The sequence below is a fragment of the Tenacibaculum aiptasiae genome, assembly GCF_008806755.1.
In the GTDB taxonomy this organism is placed as follows: domain Bacteria; phylum Bacteroidota; class Bacteroidia; order Flavobacteriales; family Flavobacteriaceae; genus Polaribacter; species Polaribacter aiptasiae.
Genome location: NZ_WAAU01000014.1, coordinates 270,316 through 289,911, shown reverse-complemented (window position 1 = coordinate 289,911; position 19,596 = coordinate 270,316). Strand labels below are relative to the sequence as shown.

Genomic DNA, 19,596 nt, shown 5'->3' with positions numbered 1-19,596 from the left:
GTTATCAGTTATCAGTTATCAGTTATCAGTTATCAGTTATCTAGGTTACTTATTTATTCTTGTAGTTTTTAAAATTGAGAAAAGGATTTTTGAAATTTCATAACATTATTGTTGGTAATTGTTTATTGATCACTAATCAATATTAATTAACCTTTTTCGGATTCTGTTTTACAAAGGCTGCCCAACCAGTATAGTTTTTACCGCCTATTTTGGTTCCTGAATTATAATAATGACAAACGGCTGCAGCCAAACCATCAGTAGCATCTAAATTTTTTGGTAGCTCTTTTAAGTTTAATAAAGACTTTAGCATCATTGCTACTTGTTCTTTACTTGAAGTTCCTTTTCCAGTAATAGCCATTTTAATTTTCTTAGGTGCATACTCTGTAACTGGAATTTGTCTTGACAATCCTGCTGCCATTGCTACTCCTTGCGCTCTACCTAACTTTAACATAGATTGTACATTTTTTCCAAAAAACGGAGCTTCTAAAGCTATCTCATCTGGATTATAAGTATCTATTAATTCTATAGTACGTTCAAAAATGAGTTTTAGTTTTAAGTAATGATCGTCGTACTTTTTTAAAAGTAATTCGTTCATTTGAACAAATTCCATCTTTTTACCAATCACTTTTATAATTCCAAACCCCATGATACTAGTTCCTGGGTCGATACCTAATATTATTTTTTCTGTCTTCAAAAACGCTTACTTTCTATAAATACAAAACTAATCATTTAATATCGTTTATAAACCTACGTGTTCTAATATAGATTAGTATAATCTACTTTCTCTTTTCTAATCAAAATTTCTCTTATGACAAGCCCTCTATATTTTGTTCTTTAAAAAACAAATCTTATTCCTGTAAACCTCCATCTTATTCCTTTTTTTTCTAACAGCTTAATATTTTATTGTTTATTTGAAAAAGAAACAATAAAATATTATTAACCAAATCTAAACTATTCATTATGAACCCAACACTACAACAATCTCAAAACGGCACTGATTGTTCTAATAAAGTAATACCAGAAGGAATAGAAATTCCTATTACTAGTTTTAAAGTAATTGAAGAAGAAGTAAAGTTTTCTTTTCCTAGAGATTCACGTCCTTTACAACCGCTAGTTGCTGCGGAAGCTACCAAGGAAGGAATTTTAAAAAGTGTAAGTGCTATTGCTTTTATTGACACTTCAGTAAAAGATATTTCTGATAGTCATTTTAAAGTAATTCAAGACTTTAGCTATACCAATGACAAAACACCTTTTTTAAACTTTTATATCTGTTACGATGCTAAACTTACTCCTGAAAGGACATTTAAAGTAATTCGAGTTAATTTTGATGTAGATTGGAGCAAATACACTCCTAACAAAGCACACAGGCCAAATAAAACTGCTCCAAAACCGAGTGATATTAAATTCATTACTTCATTTTTATGGGATGAAGATCCGGAAGGGTCTAGAGGAACAGAAACTACTGTTAAAGAATCTGTTGGTTAAAAACAAATATTTAGAAAAAGGTTGAATTATTAAATAATCAACCTTTTCTTTTCTATACTTTTGTTTTAAATTTTATTGAAATCAAATGCATAGAAATTATTTTTTCTTCGGTCTTTTATTTTTTTTCAGTTTTGGAAAAGGTTTATCTCAAAAAAAAGCTATTGATAGTATATTCTACAACAAAATTAATTCAGAAATAAACAAGCACAACTCTCCATTACCCTTACTAAAAGCTTCTACTTTTTTTATTGAAAAAAATTGGGATTCAACTTTAATTTACACCAATAAACAATTAAATGTCCCAAATATTAATTTAAATACAGCTGATTATTCACATTTCTTAAGAGCTTTTTCTTTTCAAAAAAAGAAACTTTTAATTGAATCTGAAAAAGAATTTAATTTAATTTCAGAAAATTTTAAACATCAAGATATAATTAATTCTATTTTAGGTGAATTAACACTTAATCAACGAAAGTTTAAAAAAGCTATTTCTTATTTTAAAAAAGCTCTAAAATTTTATTCTTATAAAAATAATTTAATTGATAAAAATTCAATAGTCCATAATTTAGGCTTATCTTATTTACATTTAAAAAAATTTAATGAAGCAGAACCTTATTTAATAAAAAGTTTAGAGTTTCATAAAAAGAAAAATGATACCATAGAATTAATTGGTTGCTATGGAGACATAGCTACTTTATACTATGAACAGTACAAAGATGATTTAGCTATTCCTTTTTTTGAAAAAGCTTATTCACTAGCTAAACAAACAACAAATTTTGATTTAAGAAGATCTACTTCTAAAAACATGTCTGTAATAGAAGAAAATCGTAAAGACTTTAAAAAAGCTCTAGCATATAGAAAAGAAGCTCAACAATGGAAAGACTCTCTAAACGATCAAAACAAAATTTATGCAGTAGCTCAAAAAGAAAAAGAGTTTGCAGTAAAACAAAAACAAAATGAGGTTGATATTTTACAAGTTCAAAATGAATTAAAAGAAACTCAACGTACAATCTTTTTATATGCTGCTATTGGCTTATTTGTTCTTTTAGGAATTAGTCTTTACTTCTATAGAGAAAAAGTAAAACGGAATAAGATTATTGCTAATCAAAAAGAAAACCTTGATGCTTTAAACGCTACTAAAGACAAACTTTTTTCTATTGTAAGCCACGATTTACGCTCTTCTGTTAATGCTTTAAAAACCAGTAATGGTTCTTTAGTTAAAAATTTAGACAGTAATAATTTGAGTGCATTACGTAATTTACTTCAAAAAAACAGTGCCATTGTTAATGGTGCTTACGGTCTTTTAGACAATCTTTTAAATTGGGCTTTATTGCAAACCAACCAAGGCTACTTTAGTATTAGCTCATTACGTTTATTTTTTATTACAGAACAAGTGTCTTATAACTACCAACCTTTATTACTAGAAAAGGAGTTGAGCTTAGAAAATACCGTTTCTAAAAAAGATATTGTTTTTGCCGATCAGGAATCCCTAAAAATTGTGTTACGTAATCTATTAGACAATGCTATTAAGTTTTCTAAACCTAACGGTAGTATTAAAATATATTCTCAAAACTCTTCTGATGATTTTTGCGATTTAATTATTGAAGACACAGGTTTAGGAATGAGTGAAGCTACACGTTTGGAGTTATTAAAAGACACTGCACTTTTACATAAAAAAGAACACGAAGATGTAATTGGTACAGGTTTAGGCTTGCAATTATGTAAATCGATGATTCGAAAAAACAATGGAAAATTTGATATTGAAAGTGAATTAGGAAAAGGTACCAAAATGATTGTATCTTTACCTAAAAATCCTTCGAATGAATAATGTGAATGTTTTTATTATAGAAGATACTCCTGCTGAAAGTGATCGTCTAATTCAAGTTCTTGAAGACAACAATTATACGGTTACTGGAATTGCTAGAAACTTTAAAGATGCCTTAGATCAATTTTATAAAATTGATGTTGACATTGTTATTATCGATATTTTTTTAAATGGTTCTCCTGATGGAATTACCTTTGCCGAAACCATCAATGCTGTACCTAATTCTTCTAAGCCTTTTGTGTTTTTAACAAGTTCAAGAGATCGAAGTATTTTTGAAAGAGCTAAGCTAACACAACCGTTTAGCTTTTTAATGAAACCTTTTAACGAATTAGAAGTTTTGTACGCTATTGAAATGGCCGTTGAAAAGTTTTATGCACAAAACGATGTCTTTTTAAGTGATGAAGAAGACACCGTAATTAGTGAGGATCATTTATTTATTAAAAAAGGGAAATCGCTAAAAAAAGTATTAATTACTGATATTGTTTATATCGATGTTGAAGAAAAATACTGCAATATTGTTACGGAAAAAGAGAAATTTGTTATTCTTATTTCATTAACTAAAATTCTTCAACTACTAAACAACCCTATTTTCCAAAGAACACATCGAAACTTTATAGTAAACACCAAACACATTACAGAGATTATTCCAGCAGACAATTTAATCTTACTTACTGGAAATAAGAAAGCTACCTTAAGCGAACGTTATAAAGATATTATAAAAAAAGTACGTACACTTAAGTAACTCGTACACAACACATACAAGATTAGCTTAAGAAAATCTTCCTGCTATTTTTTTCTGTTTTTATGGAAAAAATATACTCGCTTATGCCATTTTTTTCCGCTCACCTCTACTTCTAATCTAATTTTAGGTCAGAAATAAAGCGCTAGCACAAATTATTTCGTAGTTCTTAAATACTAATAAGTGTAGAAACCCAACCGTGTTTTCGGTACATACTATAACTACTACACTTTACTATTTAATAACTAACCAAACTTAGACTAAAATGGAGCAGTCACCATTTTAAAAAACGAGGCGGAATCCGAAAAGCCTTATGAGTAGGAAAACTAATCTGATTAATTATGTCAACAACAGTAGATACAGCAGTAGAAACAATATATTTTAAAGGAACTATGGGCTTTGCTCCTAATCTTTTAGCAACTATCGTAAACTTTTCATTATTAGTACACCCAGAAAACCATACAGTTAGTGGAACAGTTACCATTAATGTAGGTACCGATAAAAAAAGCTATACTGGAAAAGTAAGTGGAACAGTATACTCAACTGGGTTGGGAGATATTGTAAGAGTATTAAGTTTAAAAGGAAGTATTCCTTCTGATAATAAATTAACTCCATTACAATTTCCTTTCGAAGCAAACATGGCTTTAAAAGCTGATTGGAATGGTGAAGGTGGATTTACTTTCCAAGGTAAACATGAGGAAAAAGTACCTGTTAATGGACACATTTTCAATTTATAATTTAAAACCACTATAACTATGTCTAACAACATTTTTCAACTATCGGCTTTAAGTCAGAATGATCCAGGAGCTAATGATGGCGCTAAATTATACTGCAAAATTACAGGGGTTTGTAATGGAACACTTCGCAAAGGATCATCTGCTGTAAATGAAAACATTCATTTACCAGTTCCTCCTGGACAAAATGGATCAGGGCCAACACCTACATGGTTTTTAGGTCTTGAAAATGGCTTAGAAGGAAGTTTTTCTATAGAAATTTTCTGTCCTTCTGATGCTTCATATCCTAGTAAAACAATTACAGTTTCTGAATCTGATGTAAAAAAATGGGCTTCTGTTCCTTTTGAAGAAAGAGAAAACCAAATATATCAGGAAGGTGCAAACGGAATTTTCGGTTTTGCTCAAGAAGGACCAAATGGACCTATCTATACTATAACAGCTGGTGTTTTAAACCCAAGGTTACACGGTAACGAAGCCACTGTATAATTTCAAAGTAAGCTCTATATTACTTTAATAGAGCTTACTTCTTATAACTAACCAAACCTCTACTACCATGAGTATATTAACCATAAAATTTAACAAAGGAATAGATGTTACTGAAAAAAATATCTATATAGGTTTTGTTTCTGGAAGCACTGACGACTTATTTAACATTAGTTATAAAGCTGGAGAATTAGAGCCTTTAGAAATCGACATCAAACCAGTAAACACAGTTAGTGGCGAAGGAAACTGGTATTCTTATGAAGAATTAAAAAACGGAGTACAAGTAAAAAATTTTAGTGGACGAATTTACGTTTGTTACGGACAAGCGTGGAAAGTTGTAAATCCATATTACGAACCTGCTCAAAATATTACTGATCCAAATTTCTTCTTACGATATGACAAAATGGAACTTACTTTTAATGGAGCTGCTACAGATGTTGCTGATTTAACTAGTATCGACTATTGGAGTATTCCTATGAAATTAAAAACTTCTTTAGACGAATTAATTCCAGAACAGATTGATTACGGTTTAAAACAAGGAGTTTCTTCAAACCAAGTATATGAAGCTTTGAAAGAGTTAACTAATACTCCAAAATCTGGATTAGCAAATGCAAAACCTGCTTTAGTACCAGGAAATTTTAAACAACATAAGAATCAGCATGGTTCTGGATTTGCTAGAATTATTGGACCTTCTTCATATCCACCAATTGGTGGAGTACCAATTACTCCATACCATTTATTTGAATCGTATTTAACCTATTTAAACGACAACTTTGGAACTTCTGCAAAAGCGGATGCAACATCTATTAGTGGATTAGGTAATGGAGTTATTGCTAAAATTAGTGGACATTTTAATGGTGTTGGACCACATGTTCCACCTACAGGACCACAAAGCGCTCTAGATTATGATTTAACAGCAACTATTGATGCTAGCTTAGATATTACATTAACTGGAACTGTTGGAGGAAACAATGTTACCATGTTTTATAAAAAAGAAGATTTGATTAATCCTAATGGCATCTATGGAGCCAATGCCATGTTTTCTTTAAATAAAGCAGCGAAACAAAGTCCTGCAAACGATGTATACGGATGGATTACTGGCGATTTATTAGCTGGTTTTAATATTGGAGCTATTGGTTCTACAACTTCTTTTGGTGGAACTCAAACTGGAGCGATGAAAAGTAGCGACTGGTTTAGTAAAATTCCGAACACTAAATTATTTGGAAACTTACAGAGTAATGATGCTTACTATAACCAGTATGCAGCAATGTTGCAACCACTATCACAAGCATACAATTTTGCTTATTCAGATCGTTTTTCTGCAGTACAGGTATCACTAGACCCTGCAAAAATAAACACACTTGAAGTATCATTCTTTGATGTTGATACCTCAGCTAAAAAAACAACTCAACAAAAATTAAAACATATTGAAAATGTCTAATAGTACAGTTACATCACCGATTAAAGGAGTCCGTAGAATGGGAGGACTTGAAATATCATACAGCATAGATACCACAACTAATATCATTACAACTTCATTGAATTTTGATGGATTGAATTTAGGAGAAGGAAAAATGACTCCTGAAAATCCTAATCAGGCAATATGGAAAAATACTGGATTGCAAGAATTTAGTGGAGAACTTTCTGCAAACTACCAAAATTCTACATTAGAATGTCTTTTTGAAATTACCGAGTATGGTGAAGTTATTTATAAAAACAACGAAACTGTTGTTCAGTGGTAACTATTTATAAACCTAATATAAATTTAATCTTATGAAAACTTTAGACACAAAAGAAGTCTCTGTTGATTATGAAGTAAACGTATCAGAGCCAAAAACAACAGAAGAATTTATTGAATTTTTAAGAAGCCAAGGCTTTAAAGGAAATGTAGGTGTAAACCCTAATTATCCTCAAAAAGTTTGGTTAGGACCAAACCCTAATATCAAATAGATTATTGTTAAAAAAACATATGCGCTTCTGAATTAAAAGAAGCGCATCTTTATATCAAAAATATAGTTTGAATATTCTTATTATTTCACTTCAACAGAAGTAAACTGAAATGTACTTCCATTAAATAATCCTTTGTCTGATAATTTTAATGCTGGTATTACCAATAGTGCCATAAAAGACAAGGTCATATATGGAGCTCTTAAAGAACTTCCCATTTCCTTAGCCATACGATCTAACTCTGCATATGCTTTTCCTATTTCTTCAGCAGGTTTATCACTCATAATTCCTGCTACTGGTAAAGCAACTACTTTTTCTTCTGAATTAGAAACAGCACAAATTCCTCCTTTATTTTCAATTAAAAGGTTTACTGCTTTACAAATAGCTTCATCAGAAACTCCTACTGCAATAATATTATGAGAATCATGTCCTACTGAACTTGCTATTGCCCCTTCCTTTAATCCGAAGTTTTTAATAAACGCTATCGATGGTTCTGCATTTTTATAACGGTTTACTACCGTCATTTTTAATACATCATTTTCAGTATTAGAAACTAAATTCCCTTCTTCTATTAAAGAATCTACTTCTATTTCGTTAGTTACTAATTCTCCATCTAAAGCTTCAATTACTCTAATCTTATCAGAAGCTGAATGAAACTCAAAATCGGCAACTTGTTTTTTATCCGTATCAAAGTTATTTAATACTTCAAAGTCAACATGCTTTACAAACGACTCTCCTTTGTCTGCTACTAACTCACCGTTAATGTAAGTTTGTAATACTTTAAAATTCTTTAAGTTTTCGGTTACAATAAAATCGGCATCATCTCCTTCTTGTAATAATCCTACATCTAAATTATAATGCTTTACTGGATTTACACAAGCTGCTTGTAACACTTTAAAAACGTCTATTCCTTTAGCTATAGCTCTTTCACATAACTCATTTAAATGTCCTACTAATAAATCATCTGGATGTTTATCATCAGAACAAAACATCATATTCTCATAATGCTCAGGTAATAAATCAATAAGAGCTTCAAAGTTTTTAGCAGCACTTCCTTCTCTAATAATTACTTTCATACCTTTTTGAAGTTTTTCTAATGCTTCTTCATAAGTAAAACACTCGTGATCGGTATAAATTCCAGCTGCAATATACTTATCTAAATCTTCTCCTCGTACTCCAGGAGCATGACCGTCTACTGGTTTGTTATAATGTTTTGCCCAAGCTATTTTCTTTAATACTTCCTCGTCCTGATAAATAACTCCTGGATAATTCATCATTTCTGCTAAATACTTGATATCCGGATTTTCCATCATCTTCTTAATATCATCAGAATCGATAACAGCTCCTGCACTTTCAAAAGAAGTAGCTGGCACACAAGAAGGCGCTCCAAAATTAAATTTCAACGGAACTTTCTTTCCGTTTTCAATCATAAAATCAACTCCTTTTACCCCTAAAACATTTGCTATTTCATGAGGATCAGAAACAGTAGCTACTGTTCCATGAACTACAGCAATTTTTGCAAACTCTGACGGCACCAACATTGAGCTTTCAATATGAATATGAGCATCTACAAAACCAGGTAGTATATAATTTTCTACAGTATGATTAGCTTCTCTTATTGCTTTTATCTTACCATTTTCAACTTCTACTTCTCCTTTATAGATTCTTTTATTCAGTATATCAACTATATTTCCTTGTACTATCATTATTTATTTTTTAGGATTACAAAAATAGGTAGTATTTCTGCATAAAAAAAGCATCCTTTACGGATGCTTTCTTATCTATTTATTTTTCAACATTTGGTGGTCCACCTGCTAAAATTTCTTCATTTGCATATTCTTCAAATTTCTTAAAGTTTTCTTTGAACGAATCTGCTAATTTATGTGCTGTTTTATAGTACTCTTCATCATTATTCCAAGCTTGACGCTGACTTAATAATTCTGATGGTACTCCAGGACATTGTCTTGGTTGCGCTAATCCAAATACAGAGTGAATGTGGTAGTTCTCGTGAGTAATTTCCTGAGGTAATCCACCATTTAATGCTGCATTAATCATAGCACGTGTGTACTTTAATTTCATTCTATCACCAACTCCATAAGGTCCAGCAAACCATCCTGTATTTACTAACCAAACGTTTACACCAGTTTCTTTCATTTTTTCGCTTAACATTTCTGCATAACGAGTTGGGTGTAATGGCATAAATGGCGCTCCAAAACATGCTGAGAAACTTGGTTGTGGTTCTGTAACTCCAGCTTCAGTTCCTGCTACTTTTGCAGTATATCCAGAAATGAAGTGGTACGCTGCCTGACCTGGTGTTAATCTTGATATTGGAGGCAATACTCCAAATGCATCAGCAGTTAAAAAGAATATATTTTTTGGATTCTTTCCTATTGATGGCTTTTGAATATTATCAATATGGTAAATTGGATAACTTACACGTGTATTTTGTGTAATTGAAGTATCGTGAAAATCTACGTTTCCATCTTTATCCATAACTATATTTTCAAGAATAGCTCCTTTCTTTATAGCTGCATAAATTTCTGGTTCTTTTTCTTGAGATAGGTCAATTACTTTAGCGTAACATCCTCCTTCGAAATTAAATACTGTATTCTCAGAAGTCCAACCATGCTCATCATCACCAATTAAACTACGATTTGGATCTGTAGATAAAGTTGTTTTTCCTGTTCCTGATAATCCAAAGAAAATAGCTGTATCTCCTTCTTTACCAACATTAGCAGAACAGTGCATTGGTAAGGTATTCTTAAATACTGGTAAAATAAAGTTTAACGCAGAGAAAATTCCTTTCTTAATTTCTCCTGTATATCCAGTTCCACCTATTAAAGCAATCTTCTTTTCAAAGTTTAAGATTGCAAAATTGTGTTGACGTGTTCCATCTACTTCTGGATTAGCCATAAAACCAGGTGCATTAATTACAGTCCATTCTGGAGAAAAACCTTTTAATTCTTCTGCAGTTGGGCGTAAAAACATGTTGTAAGCAAACATGTTACTCCATGGATATTCGTTTACTACTCTAATATTTAACTTGTAATCTTCATCTGCACATGCATAACTATCACGTACAAAAACCTCTTTATTAGAAAGGTAATCAGTTACTTTATCGTATAATTTATCAAATTTATCTGAATCGAATGGTATGTTGATGTCTCCCCACCATATTTCGTCTTTTGTTATATCGTCCTTAACAATAAAACGGTCCATAGGAGAACGTCCTGTAAATTCACCTGTTTTAACAGCTAATGCTCCAAAACTAGTTTTCTCTCCCTGTCCTTTTTCAATGGTTGTATCATGTAACTCGTCTGAAGTCAATTGATAACGAATCGTTGCTCCCTTAATTCCTAAGTTATCTAACGATATCGTTTTCGTATCAAGATTTGTCATCTTAGAATAATTTAGTTGTGTTTAATTTTAGACAAAAATAGTTCTTTTTGATTAAACTCATTAATCATTAAAAAATTTTATGAACTATTCTTTTTTAATAACTTTTTTGACAAACTGAAAAGTCATCAAAACCCATGCTACTATTAACAAAACCCCTCCTAAAGGTGTTATAAACCAAATTGTTTGGGCAGGAACATTTAACAAGTGAATTGCATAAATTGATCCTGAAAACATTAAAATTCCACCTATTAAAAATCTACTAATTGCACTTTTTTGTTTCAAATTAAACTCTTTGTAGCTGTTTACAAATAATAATACAAGCACATGAATAAACTGATATCTCACTGCTGTTTCAAAACTTTGCATTGCTTCTGGACTTAATTTAGCTTTTAATGCGTGTGCTCCAAAGGCTCCTAAAATTACTGCCAGTACTCCTAAGATAGATGCTGTTGTTAAATTTTTATACATTTTATCGATTTTTGTTTAATTTTAAACTTTTTTAGCGATATTGTCGCCACAAATTTTAGACCACTAAAGTACATCATAAATGAGAAAAATATTAATTATTGGAGCTGGTAGATCTAGCTCATCCCTTATAAAATATTTGCTAGATAAATCGACACAAGAAAATTTACACATTACTATTGGTGATGTTTCTATTGAAAGTGCTCAAGAAAAAACAAACAATCATAAAAACGCTACAGCTATTGGTTTAGATGTTTTTAATGCTGAGCAACGTATTGAAGCAATCCAAAATGCTGACATCGTTATTTCTATGCTTCCAGCTCGTTTCCATATTGAAGTAGCTAAAGATTGTGTTACTTACAATAAACATATGGTAACTGCATCTTATGTTTCTGATGAAATGCAAGCTTTAGATAAAGCTGTTAAGGAAAAAGGATTAGTTTTTATGAATGAAATTGGACTAGATCCTGGTATTGATCATATGAGTGCAATGCAAATTATTGATCGTATTAGAGATAATGGTTCAAAAATGTTATTATTTGAATCTTTCTGTGGAGGTTTGGTTGCTCCTGAAAGTGATGATAATTTATGGAACTATAAGTTTACTTGGAACCCTAGAAATGTAGTTTTAGCTGGACAAGGTGGATCGGCTATGTTTATTCAAGAAGGAACTTATAAATACATTCCTTATCATAAATTATTTAGAAGAACAGAGTTTTTAACAATAAATGGCAGCGGAAAATTTGAAGCTTATGCCAACAGAGATTCTTTAAAATACAGAAGCATTTATGGTTTAGATGATATTCCAACCATGTATAGAGGAACTATTAGAAAAGTTGGTTTTTCTAGAGCTTGGAATGTTTTTGTACAATTAGGAATGACTGATGATTCTTACACTATTGAAGATTCTGAAAACTTAACTTATAGAGATTTTACTAATTTATTCTTAGCCTATTCTCCTTCTGATTCTGTTGAATTAAAATTCCGCTCATACTTGAAAATCGACCAAGATGATATTATGTGGGATAAATTTTTAGAGTTAGATATTTTTAATGCTGATAAAAAAGTAGGACTGAAAAATGCGACTCCTGCACAAATTTTACAAAAAATATTATCAGATAAATGGACATTACAAGATGACGATAAAGACATGATTGTAATGCAACATATTTTTGGTTATCAGTACAAAGAAGAAAAATTACAAATTGAAAGTAGCATGATTATTAAAGGTGATGATCAAACTTACACAGCAATGGCTAAAACTGTTGGTTTACCTGTTGCTATGGCTGCTTTAAAAATATTAAATGGAGAAATTAAAACTCCTGGAGTGCAAATTCCTATCACTAAAGAAGTATACGAACCTATTTTAAAAGAGTTGGAAGAATACGGAATAACTTTTGTTGAAAAAGAAGTTCCTTATTTAGGTTATAATCCTGAAAGTTTAAGAGGATAAATTAAGTTTAAACTTCAAATAAATTATAATGATAAAACATATTGAATTTCCATCAAAAAACGAATACCCTTCATATGCAGAAATGTATATGAAATTGGTAAAAAAAGATGGAAATTTAATACAACAGTTAAAATCTAGTTTAGAAACAACAAAAGCTATCATTCATAATTTATCAGAAGAGCAGCTTAATTACAGGTATCAAAAAAATAAATGGTCTATTAAAGAAGTCTTAGTTCATATAATTGATGACGAGAGAATTTATAGCTATAGAGCACTCGCTTTTGCTAGAAATGACCAAACATGTCTTCCAGGTTTTGAACAAGATGATTACAATCTTTTTTCTGATACTTCTGAAAGGACTATTGAAAACATAATGGCTGAATATGAAGCTTTGAGATTATCTACAATTACTCTTTTTAACGGGTTTTCTTATAATTCTTTAAAGCGCATAGGTACTGCAAATGGTAACCAAACTAGTGTAAGAGCTTTAGGTTATCATATTTTGGGACATGAATTACACCATGTAAAAGTTATAAAAGAGTTTTATTTAAAAAGTTAAACAATCACATATAACTCTTATAAATTCAATAAAGGCATCAGTATATTGATGCCTTTATTTTTGTTTTTAATTCTCCCGAAACCACTTGTTCATTAAAAAATGGTTAACATCATAATTTAGAAATAAGTTCTTTCTTGATTCTTAATTAGAATCTATTAGCTTTGCCGGATCATAAAACATTTATTAAAAACAAATTACACACATCCTAACACAATGAGAAAAATAATACTTTTTAAAGCAACCTTATTGCTTTTCATTTTTCAAACAAGCATTCTTTTAGCTCAGCAAAAATTAAGCACACCTTATGGTAATAATAAAGAAGTAGGTAAACATGTAAATGTAAACGGTACTAAAATATATTATGAAGAATATGGGAAAGGGGAACCATTATTAGTTATTCATAGCTGTGGTACTGACATCAGTGCTATGGAATATCAAATCGATTATTTTAAAGATAAATTTAGAGTTATTGCTGTTGATAGTAGAGGTCAGGGAAAATCTAAATTAAAAACAAAAAAGCTAACCTATGATTTGATGGCAGAAGATTTAGAAGCTCTTGTAAATCATTTGAAATTAAAAACTATTAATATTCTTGGATGGAGCGATGGTGGAATTATTGCTTTAAAAATGGGGATTAACAACAAGGTAAATATCAATAAAATAATTGCCATGGGAGCTAACCTAAGACCTGATACTACTGCTATTAACTTTTGGGCACGTAAACAAGTAGTAGAAATGCATTCCAATACCATCAAAATGATTAAAAAAGGGGATACTTCTAAAGATTGGGAAAGAGAATTACAGTTAGACAAACTTTTATTAAATCAACCTAACATTAGTCATGCAGAATTGGCTAAAATTAAAGCTGCTGTTTTAATTATGATTGGTGATAGAGATATTATTAAAAATGAACACGCTGTTGAAATATATAATAATATTCCTAGAGCACAACTTTGTATAATGCCAGGAATAAATCATGGTGCTCCTCGTAATGAATCTAAAATATTTAATAATATAGCTGATACCTTTTATTCAAACACTTACGATTACACTAAATAAAAAAAGATGTAGAAAAACTACATCTTTAAGTAAAAATTTTTAGTTAACTCAATATAGGCATCAGTATACTGGTGCCTTTCTTTTTCTATAATTAATTCCTCTTCTTTAACTTCTTGCTCTTGAAAAGAAAAGGTTAACATACTTCTCTTTATTTCTGAAGTTTCATTTCCTTTTACTCTACAAATTCTTTGTGCAAATAATCCATTTTCTCTTGCTAATTGCACAAAACTTCCTTCCTCCTTAAATGGAATAATTACTGAAAATAATCCGTTTGTAGATAATATTTTAGAGACACCTGCTAGTAAATCCTCAAAGGTAAGTGATGATGTAAAACGAGCTTTATTTCTTGCTTCATCTTTTGTTTCAAAATCATCAGTATAAAAAGGTGGATTCGACACAATAACATCATATACTTCCTCTTCTTCTGCCATTTCTTCTGCAAAATCATTAAAAGCTGCACTATAACAAAACAAACGATCTCCCCAATCAGATTGTTCAAAATTTTCTACCGTTTGCTCATAAGCTCCTTCATCTATTTCCACCGCATCTATAGTCATGGCATCGCTACGTTGTGCTAACATTAACGAAATAACACCAGTACCTGAACCAATATCTAATATTGCATCTGGAAATTCACCTAAATCACACCAAGCTCCTAACAAAACGGCATCAGTACCTATTTTCATCGCTGTTTTATCCTGATGTACGGTAAACTCTTTAAATTTAAATGGTTTCATTTATAAAATTCTTTCCATTAGTTTATCGGCATAAAACCATAAAAATAAAACTACTGCCAATAACAATACTAAAAATAACCCTCTTTTAGGATTTGTTCGTTTTCTATTTCCAAATCTTCTTTGAAACTTCATCCTTCATTTTATATTTAAGCATCGAAGATATTAATTCTATTCTTAACTTCTTATAAACTGTAAGGATTAAAAGCAAAATTCGCCTAACTTTCAAACTCTTATTAAGTAATGAAATACGCTTTTATTTTTTTCCTAGCTACCTTATTTTATACAAATTCAGAGAATACTAAAGACAAAACCTACCCTCCTTTTGTTGTGTTTCAGTTATTTACATCTCAAGGTTGTAGTAGCTGTCCACCTGCTGATTATTTGCTCGAACAAGTCAAAAAAAATACTTCAAACACTAATATTATTGTGATGTCTTATCATGTAGATTATTGGGACAGGTTAGGTTGGAAAGATCCTTTTAGTAAAAGGACCTATACTGAATTACAGTACAATTACGCTCGTAAGTTTAACAGTTCTAGCGTATATACACCTCAATTAGTGGTAAATGGAAATGAGCATTTTACTGGTTCTAACAACAGAAAGCTTAATAGAGCTTTAAAAAAATATACTTCAGAAAAAGCTTCTAATGCTATTACTTTATCCAATGTTTATAAAAAAGACAGACTTATAAACATTGATTATAAAATAAAGGGTGATTTAAAAGGCAAAATAGTTTCATTTACTTTGGTTTTAGATGAAAAAACAACCTTTGTTAAAAGGGGAGAAAATTCTAATAGAAAAATTAAAAACAGTAACATTGTTATTAATCAAGTTTCTCTTCCAATTCAAGATAAAGCTAATGGAAATATATCGTTAAATATCCCTGAAACTTTTGACATTAACGATAATTACAGAATTATTGCTTTTGTGCAAAACCCTAATTTACAAATTACTGGAGGGGTTCAAAAAAGTCTTTAATGCTTTACCGCTCTTAACATTTCTCTTTTTCCAGGTGGACCCGGTAAACGTTCTACTTCAAAACCTACCGCCTGCATAGCTCTACGAACGCTTCCTTTAGCTGAATAAGTTACTAAAACGCCATTTGACTTTAAGGCATTAAACATTATGCTAAAAATCTCTTCAGTCCATAATTCTGGTTGATTTCGGGCTCCAAAAGCATCAAAATAAATTAAGTCGAAGGTGTCAATATCGTCAATATCTTTAAAAAACTGTTGACGTTTTGTTAAGTAGAAGCTTTCAGTTATCTTGTGTTTCACTCCCCAAGAAACCTCATGCATTTTTTTAAACACAGATTCTTTAGCTACTGCTTTGAGTTCCGCTACATAATTTAATTTTGCAACCTCCTCTTCAGCAACCGGATATGCTTCAACTCCTACATAATTAACAGTTTTATCACTTTCTAAAAAAGTAATAAAACTGTTCAATCCTGTACCAAATCCAATTTCTAAGATTGAAATTTCATTTTTATCTAATATCTCTAAACCATTCTTTATAAAAACATGATATGCTTCTTGAATTGCCCCATGTTTAGAATGATATTGCTCATTCCAATCGGGCAAATGAATTGTTGTTGAACCATCGGATGTTATGATAATTTCTCGTTTCAAATTAATTGATTAATAATTTTTTAATTCTAGGAATTGGACCTCTACATTTCATTTGATGGCAAGCTATACATGAATTAATCGCATCATTAAACTGCTCTTTCCTTTCTTCTTTAGAAACTTCAAAAAGCTTTCTATGCATTTTTTCAAAATGATTAGCATAGGTTAAAAAATTTTCGTCTAAATCTGTACTATCGGTAAGCTTTGCTGTATGTATTTTAATATACTCTTTGTTGAAATCGCCTATTTCTTCTCCTTGAATAATTTGAGTTCTCACTTCTTTATTCTTTGCGAGCATATTTCTCATTAATTCCGCCATTTCAGATGTTTTATACATCTGAAACTTTGACGGAACCTTTTTTACAATCTTTATTTCTTTTGTTTCTTTTTGTGTTTGACAACCTAATATCAAACTCAAAAAAAACACAAACAAAATTCTATTTTTCATCAGCAGTAGCCTCTAACAATACTCCATCTGCTAAGAAAGAGTACGTTACTTTTGGTTCAGTAATTTTAGCTATTTCTTCTTCAGATTTTCCAGCATCTTTAGCATAATGTTGTAACTCTTCTACTGATACTTCATTTTTAAATGCTTTTCCATTTAAAATAACCTTACTTTTTGCCGAATTAAAAGGCATGAAGAATGCATAATCTTTAAACTTTACAAAAGATGTTTTTTTATCGTCTAAAGGTACTTTAATCCAACATCCTTTTTTCTGACATACCTCAGCTATTTCTCCCATAAATTTCACATCCAAAGTATCTCCGGCATTCATAGTTTCAAACTTCTTAGCCATTTCTTCTTTACTAATAGCGTTATCTGCTGAAATTTCCTTTCCAAAAGAAACTAATTCAATAGCTTTCACCTCTTGTTTTTCTTCTTTTTTTTCCGTCTTACAAGCTATAAATGAAAGACTTAAACAAAGTCCTAATAAAAGTATTTTTTTCATTTGTTTTTCAATTTAATCTAGTTAGATAACAAATATAATTATTATTCACTAAGTCTGTCTTCAAAAAAAGCATAATACAGCTAGTTTTTGTATCTTCGTAGCACTTGTAAAAACAGCAATTTATGGATATTAAAATTCAGCAAATAGAGCAATCAAAAATTGACTCAGTAGACTTTGATAATTTAAATTTTGGACGAACTTTTTCAGATCACATGTTTGTTTGCGATTATGTTGACGGACAATGGGTAAACCCTGAAATTAAACCTTATGGTCCTCTTTTATTTGAGCCTTCTGCAAGAGTTTTTCATTATGGACAAGCTGTTTTTGAAGGTATGAAAGCCTATAAAGATGATAATGATGATATTTTTCTTTTTAGACCTGATGAAAATTTTAACCGAATAAATTTATCTGCCGAACGTTTGGCTATGCCTTCTGTTCCTGAAAATGTATTTTTTGAAGGTTTAAAAAAACTATTAAACATTGATAAAGACTGGATAAAAAAAGGATTAGGTAACTCTTTATATATCCGTCCGTTTATTATTGCTACAGAAGGAGCCATTGCTGCTTCTCCTGCTGAAGCTTATAAATTTATTATTATTTGTTCTCCAGCACAATCATACTATGCTGGTGAAGTTCGAGTTATTTTTTCTCAAAAATATAGTAGATCTGCCGATGGTGGTGTTGGATATGCTAAAGCTGCTGGTAATTATGCTGCTCAATTTTACCCTACTAGTTTAGCTCATAAAGAAGGGTATCAGCAAATTATTTGGACAGATGCTAATACTCATGAGTACTTAGAGGAAGCAGGAACAATGAATATTTTCTTTAGAGTTGGTGATAAATTGATTACTACGCCAACTAATGATCGAATTTTAGATGGTGTTACTAGAAAATCTATTATTCAACTTGCTAAAGATAACAACATTGAAGTTGAAGTTAGAAAAGTATCTGTTTCTGAAATTAAAGAAGCTGCTAGACTTGGTGAATTAAAAGAAATTTTTGGTTCAGGTACTGCTGCTGTAATTAACCCAATAAAAGGATTCAAACATAAAGACACTACTTTCGAATTACCAAATATTGAAAATTCTTACGCTAGTTTATTTAAAGAAAAACTACTTAATATTCAGTATAATAAATCGGAAGATCAGTATAACTGGCGAGTTAAAATTTAATTTTTCAACAAAAAAAAGCTATATTAGTAACTTATAGTCAAATATTTACAATAAAATTCAAGGGGAAATGAAAAATATTGTACCGACTGTTTTATCTATCATAATAGGTTTTTCTATATCACTATTTGCTTTAAATAGCTATTCGAGTGAAAGCCTTAAAACCAACGATACTAAAACAGCTAAAAAAACTGAAGTTAAAAAGAAAACAAAAGCTTCTTCTAAAAAAAAGAGCGAAAAAAAACCTGAATCTAAAACTCCTAAAGAAACTAATTTAGGTGATATTCAAGGAAGTTTTGAGAATTGGAATAAGTATACGAAAGAGAACATTGATTTGATGTCTACCTTTGTTCCTATTGATGATAAAGGTGTAAAAACTGATAAAGGTGTATTTCTTAGTTTATTAAGAACTGGCGCTTTTATTCCTGTTAAAGATGTAGTAAAGGGTGAAACTCAATACAAACTTATTAATCTGGAGCAAGCTTCAGATGAAAAGATAAAAAAAGGAATTTCAGGCAAAGCAACAATAGCTTATCAATACTTTAGAAGAGAAGGTAAAAAACTACCAAGTTATGATTTTGTTGATTTAAAAGGTAAATCTCATAATAAAGCAGATACTGAAGGTAAAATATTAGTTTTAAAGTGTTGGTTTATTAACTGTAAAATATGTGTAGAAGAGTTTCCTGAGCTAAATGCTTTGGTTGATAAATATAAAGATGATAATATTGAGTTTGTAAGTTTAGCTTTTGATAAAAAAGATAAACTTGTTGATTTTTTAAAAACAAAATCTTTTAAATTCTCTACTATTCCTGAGCAAAAAGACTATATGTCTAAAAAGTTAAAAGTTAAGCAATATCCTACCCATTTAATTGTAGATTCTAACGGTGTTATTCTCAAAATGGTTAACAATGTTAAGACTTTAACTTCCGAACTAGACCGTATTATGGAAAAACAATAATAAAAAAGC

23 protein-coding genes are annotated in these 19,596 nt (G+C 30.5%); 14 read left to right on the top strand and 9 right to left on the bottom strand.

Annotation, left to right across the window (positions count from 1 at the left end):
- Nucleotides 1-142 precede the first annotated feature (142 nt).
- Nucleotides 143-694, bottom strand: a complete 552-nt coding sequence (ruvC, locus tag F7018_RS10910; RefSeq protein WP_150900095.1) for a crossover junction endodeoxyribonuclease RuvC — start codon at nucleotides 692-694, stop codon at nucleotides 143-145.
- A 266-nt stretch (nucleotides 695-960) separates the two neighbouring features.
- Here ruvC and F7018_RS10905 point away from each other — a divergent pair, with 266 nt between their 5' ends.
- From F7018_RS10905 to F7018_RS18465, 8 genes are all read left to right on the top strand, one after another.
- The gene (locus tag F7018_RS10905) at nucleotides 961-1,485 is read left to right on the top strand and encodes a hypothetical protein (RefSeq protein WP_150900094.1); all 525 of its coding nucleotides are present in this window, start codon (nucleotides 961-963) and stop codon (nucleotides 1,483-1,485) included.
- Nucleotides 1,486-1,570: 85 nt separating this feature from the next.
- A complete protein-coding gene (locus F7018_RS10900) occupies nucleotides 1,571-3,313 on the top strand; it encodes a tetratricopeptide repeat-containing sensor histidine kinase (RefSeq protein WP_150900093.1) in 1,743 nt (580 codons plus the stop codon).
- The gene (locus tag F7018_RS10895; protein ID WP_150900092.1) at nucleotides 3,306-4,052 is read left to right on the top strand and encodes a LytR/AlgR family response regulator transcription factor; all 747 of its coding nucleotides are present in this window, start codon (nucleotides 3,306-3,308) and stop codon (nucleotides 4,050-4,052) included. The genes F7018_RS10900 and F7018_RS10895 overlap by 8 nt, the downstream gene beginning before the upstream one ends.
- 338 nt (nucleotides 4,053-4,390) lie before the next feature.
- Nucleotides 4,391-4,786, top strand: coding sequence for a DUF1842 domain-containing protein (locus F7018_RS10890; protein WP_150900091.1), 396 nt, complete (start codon nucleotides 4,391-4,393; stop codon nucleotides 4,784-4,786).
- An 18-nt stretch (nucleotides 4,787-4,804) separates the two neighbouring features.
- Complete coding sequence (locus tag F7018_RS10885; RefSeq protein ID WP_150900090.1) at nucleotides 4,805-5,269, top strand: hypothetical protein; 465 nt, start codon at nucleotides 4,805-4,807, stop codon at nucleotides 5,267-5,269.
- Between the two features lie 67 nt (nucleotides 5,270-5,336).
- A complete protein-coding gene (locus F7018_RS10880) occupies nucleotides 5,337-6,707 on the top strand; it encodes a beta-1,3-glucanase family protein (RefSeq protein WP_150900089.1) in 1,371 nt (456 codons plus the stop codon).
- Nucleotides 6,700-7,008 (top strand): hypothetical protein, encoded by a 309-nt coding sequence (locus tag F7018_RS10875; RefSeq protein ID WP_150900088.1) that lies wholly within the window; start codon nucleotides 6,700-6,702, stop codon nucleotides 7,006-7,008. The genes F7018_RS10880 and F7018_RS10875 overlap by 8 nt, the downstream gene beginning before the upstream one ends.
- A 31-nt stretch (nucleotides 7,009-7,039) precedes the next feature.
- On the top strand, nucleotides 7,040-7,216 hold the full coding sequence (locus tag F7018_RS18465; RefSeq protein ID WP_175578712.1) for a hypothetical protein: 177 nt from the start codon (nucleotides 7,040-7,042) through the stop codon (nucleotides 7,214-7,216).
- 80 nt (nucleotides 7,217-7,296) lie between these two features.
- Here the strand turns inward: F7018_RS18465 and ade are convergent, their stop codons facing one another.
- From ade to F7018_RS10860, 3 genes are all read right to left on the bottom strand, one after another.
- Nucleotides 7,297-8,919 carry an adenine deaminase gene (gene ade, locus F7018_RS10870; protein ID WP_150900087.1) on the bottom strand — a complete coding sequence of 541 codons (1,623 nt, stop codon included), beginning with the start codon at nucleotides 8,917-8,919 and terminating at the stop codon, nucleotides 7,297-7,299.
- A 79-nt stretch (nucleotides 8,920-8,998) separates the two neighbouring features.
- Nucleotides 8,999-10,612 carry a phosphoenolpyruvate carboxykinase (ATP) gene (gene pckA / locus F7018_RS10865; RefSeq protein WP_150900086.1) on the bottom strand — a complete coding sequence of 538 codons (1,614 nt, stop codon included), beginning with the start codon at nucleotides 10,610-10,612 and terminating at the stop codon, nucleotides 8,999-9,001.
- An 84-nt stretch (nucleotides 10,613-10,696) separates the two neighbouring features.
- Nucleotides 10,697-11,080, bottom strand: a complete 384-nt coding sequence (locus F7018_RS10860) for a DUF423 domain-containing protein (protein WP_150900085.1) — start codon at nucleotides 11,078-11,080, stop codon at nucleotides 10,697-10,699.
- Between the two features lie 79 nt (nucleotides 11,081-11,159).
- On the opposite strand from F7018_RS10860, the gene F7018_RS10855 reads away from it, so the two are divergent.
- The 3 genes from F7018_RS10855 (at nucleotide 11,160) to F7018_RS10845 (ending at nucleotide 14,148) form a co-directional block, all read left to right on the top strand.
- A complete protein-coding gene (locus F7018_RS10855) occupies nucleotides 11,160-12,530 on the top strand; it encodes a saccharopine dehydrogenase family protein (RefSeq protein ID WP_150900084.1) in 1,371 nt (456 codons plus the stop codon).
- A 28-nt stretch (nucleotides 12,531-12,558) separates the two neighbouring features.
- Nucleotides 12,559-13,089 carry a DinB family protein gene (locus tag F7018_RS10850; RefSeq protein ID WP_246175146.1) on the top strand — a complete coding sequence of 177 codons (531 nt, stop codon included), beginning with the start codon at nucleotides 12,559-12,561 and terminating at the stop codon, nucleotides 13,087-13,089.
- 213 nt (nucleotides 13,090-13,302) lie between these two features.
- Complete coding sequence (locus F7018_RS10845; RefSeq protein WP_150900082.1) at nucleotides 13,303-14,148, top strand: alpha/beta fold hydrolase; 846 nt, start codon at nucleotides 13,303-13,305, stop codon at nucleotides 14,146-14,148.
- 17 nt (nucleotides 14,149-14,165) lie between these two features.
- Here the strand turns inward: F7018_RS10845 and F7018_RS10840 are convergent, their stop codons facing one another.
- Entirely contained in the window at nucleotides 14,166-14,885 is a 720-nt protein-coding gene (locus F7018_RS10840; RefSeq protein ID WP_150900081.1) for a tRNA1(Val) (adenine(37)-N6)-methyltransferase, read from the bottom strand.
- Nucleotides 14,886-15,017: a hypothetical protein gene (locus F7018_RS18790; protein WP_262713963.1), complete on the bottom strand. Its 132-nt coding sequence runs from the start codon at nucleotides 15,015-15,017 to the stop codon at nucleotides 14,886-14,888.
- A gap of 108 nt (nucleotides 15,018-15,125) precedes the next feature.
- On the opposite strand from F7018_RS18790, the gene F7018_RS10835 reads away from it, so the two are divergent.
- Nucleotides 15,126-15,863, top strand: coding sequence for a DUF1223 domain-containing protein (locus tag F7018_RS10835; protein WP_150900080.1), 738 nt, complete (start codon nucleotides 15,126-15,128; stop codon nucleotides 15,861-15,863).
- Here F7018_RS10835 and mnmD read toward each other — a convergent pair.
- The 3 genes from mnmD to F7018_RS10820 are packed head-to-tail and all read right to left on the bottom strand — an operon-like array spanning nucleotide 15,860 to nucleotide 17,460.
- On the bottom strand, nucleotides 15,860-16,513 hold the full coding sequence (gene mnmD, locus F7018_RS10830) for a tRNA (5-methylaminomethyl-2-thiouridine)(34)-methyltransferase MnmD (RefSeq protein ID WP_150900079.1): 654 nt from the start codon (nucleotides 16,511-16,513) through the stop codon (nucleotides 15,860-15,862). The genes F7018_RS10835 and mnmD overlap by 4 nt on opposite strands.
- A gap of 1 nt (nucleotide 16,514) precedes the next feature.
- The gene (locus F7018_RS10825) at nucleotides 16,515-16,958 is read right to left on the bottom strand and encodes a hypothetical protein (protein ID WP_150900078.1); all 444 of its coding nucleotides are present in this window, start codon (nucleotides 16,956-16,958) and stop codon (nucleotides 16,515-16,517) included.
- Nucleotides 16,948-17,460, bottom strand: coding sequence for a DUF4920 domain-containing protein (locus tag F7018_RS10820; protein WP_150900077.1), 513 nt, complete (start codon nucleotides 17,458-17,460; stop codon nucleotides 16,948-16,950). The genes F7018_RS10825 and F7018_RS10820 overlap by 11 nt, the downstream gene beginning before the upstream one ends.
- Nucleotides 17,461-17,582: 122 nt before the next feature.
- Here F7018_RS10820 and F7018_RS10815 point away from each other — a divergent pair, with 122 nt between their 5' ends.
- Together F7018_RS10815 and F7018_RS10810 are read left to right on the top strand one after the other, a co-directional pair.
- Nucleotides 17,583-18,632: a branched-chain amino acid aminotransferase gene (locus tag F7018_RS10815; protein WP_150900076.1), complete on the top strand. Its 1,050-nt coding sequence runs from the start codon at nucleotides 17,583-17,585 to the stop codon at nucleotides 18,630-18,632.
- Between the two features lie 67 nt (nucleotides 18,633-18,699).
- Nucleotides 18,700-19,587 (top strand): TlpA family protein disulfide reductase, encoded by an 888-nt coding sequence (locus F7018_RS10810; protein WP_150900075.1) that lies wholly within the window; start codon nucleotides 18,700-18,702, stop codon nucleotides 19,585-19,587.
- Nucleotides 19,588-19,596 lie beyond the last annotated feature (9 nt).